Origin of the sequence: Haladaptatus sp. W1, assembly GCF_001723155.1 — an archaeon.
In the GTDB taxonomy this organism is placed as follows: Archaea; Halobacteriota; Halobacteria; order Halobacteriales; family Haladaptataceae; genus Haladaptatus; species Haladaptatus paucihalophilus.
In genome coordinates this window covers 1-2,537 of record NZ_MEIH01000051.1, presented here as the reverse complement: position 1 = coordinate 2,537, position 2,537 = coordinate 1, and the positions used below count along the sequence as shown (strand labels likewise).

At 63.1% G+C, this 2,537-nt stretch carries 1 protein-coding gene and 4 pseudogenes; 3 read left to right on the top strand and 2 right to left on the bottom strand.

The annotated features are described in order from the left end of the window. Positions 1-236: pseudogene (locus BG842_RS32705) on the top strand (hypothetical protein); the annotation flags it as partial. On the opposite strand, the pseudogene BG842_RS02870 reads toward BG842_RS32705, so the two are convergent. Further along, positions 237-1,016: pseudogene (locus BG842_RS02870) on the bottom strand (NAD-dependent epimerase/dehydratase family protein); the annotation flags it as partial. It lies immediately after the preceding pseudogene. A 124-nt stretch (positions 1,017-1,140) separates the two neighbouring features. Between BG842_RS02870 and BG842_RS02865 the strand changes: the two are divergent. After that, the gene (locus BG842_RS02865) at positions 1,141-1,686 is read left to right on the top strand and encodes a tRNA (cytidine(56)-2'-O)-methyltransferase (protein WP_069449603.1); all 546 of its coding nucleotides are present in this window, start codon (positions 1,141-1,143) and stop codon (positions 1,684-1,686) included. 65 nt (positions 1,687-1,751) lie between these two features. On the opposite strand, the pseudogene BG842_RS27005 reads toward BG842_RS02865, so the two are convergent. Continuing rightward, positions 1,752-1,844: pseudogene (locus BG842_RS27005) on the bottom strand (acyl-CoA dehydrogenase family protein); the annotation flags it as partial. A gap of 12 nt (positions 1,845-1,856) precedes the next feature. On the opposite strand from BG842_RS27005, the pseudogene BG842_RS02860 reads away from it, so the two are divergent. After that, positions 1,857-2,537: pseudogene (locus BG842_RS02860) on the top strand (amidohydrolase family protein); the annotation flags it as partial.

Below are 2,537 nucleotides of genomic sequence, written 5' to 3'. Positions count from 1 at the left end.
GTGGGGGCGAAAAGTCGCTGACCGCGCTCGCGTTCATCTTCGCCATCCAGCGGTACAACCCCGCGCCGTTCTACGCGCTGGACGAGGTGGACGCCTTCCTCGACGCCGTGAACGCCGAACGCGTCGGCGAGATGGTGCACGAACTCGCGGGCGACGCACAGTTCGTCGTCGTCTCGCATCGCTCCGCGATGCTCGACCGTTCGGAGCGCGCCATCGGCGTGACGATGCAAGGGGACATACTCGGGGTCGAGGTCCATCACGTCCGCCACGATGTCGGCGATGGCGTTGACCGAGGTGGTCGTCCGCGTCCCGAGGTTGTAGGTGTTCATCGCATCGTCGGCGTTCTCGACGACGTAGCGCATCGCTTCGGTGCACTCGGTGACGTGCATGTAGGATTTCTCCTGGAGTCCGTTCCCGAGGATGGTCAGCACGTCGGGGTTCTCGTCCAACTTCTCCACGAAGTCCGGGACGACGCCCGCGCCGAACCGCGGACCGACGATGTTGGCGAATCGGAAGTTCCACACGGTGAAATCGTAGGAGTGGGCGAACGTCGAGAGGAGGGCTTCCTCCGAGAGTTTCGCCGACCCGTAGATGCTGATTGGTTCGAGCGGCGCGTAATCTTCGGGCGTCGGCCGCGGGGCCTCGCCGTACACCGTCGAGGAGGACGTAAAGGCGAAGTTCGTCACGCCGACCTCGTCCATGCGTTCGAGGATGTTGTACGTCATTTCGCCGTTCTCCTCGAACTGGGGCCGCGGGTCGTCGGTGTTGACGTATTTATCCGCCGCGGCGAAATGGAAGACGGCATCGAAGGAGCCGTCGATGACCGCCTCGACGGCGGATTCGTCGGTTAAATCGGCCTGCACGAACTCGGCGTCGTCGTGAACGGACGACTCGATTCCGTTGGAGAGGTCGTCCGCGACAGTTACGTCGTTGTCCGCGACGAGGTCGTCGACCATCTGGGAACCAACCAAACCGGCACCGCCGGTTACGAGAACTCGTTTATCGGAGAGTTGCATGCACGGTTCTGCGATTGTGGCCGGGAAGTGTGTTCCGGTCTGCCGGAACGCCGTCGAAAAAACGTCGCGTTGCCGCAATCCGTATTTCGAAACCTCCTAACGCGTTCGGCCGCCATCGAAGCGTATGCACGACGAACCGTCGGTCACGGTCGTCCGTCTCGGCCACCGACCCGGACGCGACGAACGGATGACCACACACGTCGGACTCACCGCCCGCGCGTTGGGTGCGGACCGCGTGGTCCTCCCCGACAACGCGGGACAATCGCAGGAGACCATCCGCGACATCACCGACCGCTTCGGCGGCCCGTTCGAGGTCGAACTGTCCGGCAGTCAGAAGGCGCTCATCCGAAACTGGGAGGGAACCGTCGTCCACCTCACGATGTACGGCGAGCGCGTACAGGACGTGGAAACCGATATTCGGGACGCACACGCGGACGAACCGCTCCTCGTCGTCGTCGGGGCGGAGAAAGTTTCGTTCGACGTGTACGAAGCCGCCGACTGGAACGTCGGCGTGACCAACCAACCGCATTCCGAAGTCGCCGGACTCGCCGTCTTCCTCGACCGGTTGTTCGACGGCCGCGAACTCGACCGGGAATGGGAGGACGCCCAACAGCGCGTCATTCCCAAGGAAACGGGAAAGCAGGTCGAACCCGTCGGCGAGAAGGAGTAAGAAGAAAGGAGACGTGTCGAAAGAGTAAGAACCGACCGCACGTTTCGTTTTCAGCTCTTTTCGGGTCAGTCCATCATCTGCGCCGCGATGGTGTTCCGGAGGACTTCGCTCGTTCCCTCGTATATCTCGTTCAGTTTGGCGTCGCGGTAGTAGCGCTCCACGTCGGCACCATCCTGTCCGGGCCGAACTTCGACCCCGTGGAAGGTCGCGTCGTCGTCGAGGATGGTACGATAACCGCAATCGAAGAGGAGTCCGTTTCGTCGTCGAACATCGTCTGTCCGGCGTTCGTCAACGCACACACTCACATCGGAGACTCCATCGCCAAGGAGGCCGGTGCGGGCTGTCGTTGGAAGAACTCGTCGCGCCGCCGGACGGACTCAAACACCGACTTCTTCGGGAGACGTCGCGTGCGAAGAAGGTCGAAGCGATGCGACGGTCGTTGGAATTCATGCAATCGACGGGGACCGCCTCGTTTCTCGAATTCCGCGAGGGCGGCGTCGAGGGCGTCTTCGCCCTGCGCGAGGCCGCCGAGAGCTTGGACATCGACCCGTTCATCCTCGGTCGGGAGACGGTCGATGCGATGGAAGCGGCGGACGGCTTCGGCGCGAGCGGTGCCAACGACGCCGACTTCGGCCGTGAACGGACGGCGACGAAACGGGCGGGAAAGACGTTCGGAATCCACGCGGGCGAGGCCGACCCGAGCGACATCAACCCGGCGCTCGACCTCTCGCCGGATTTCCTCGTTCACGTCGTCCACCCCGAGCCGATTCACCTCGACCGAATCGAAGACAGCGAGATTCCCATCGCGGGTCTGTCCGCGCTCGAACCTCGTGACTGGGGTCGGTATGCCC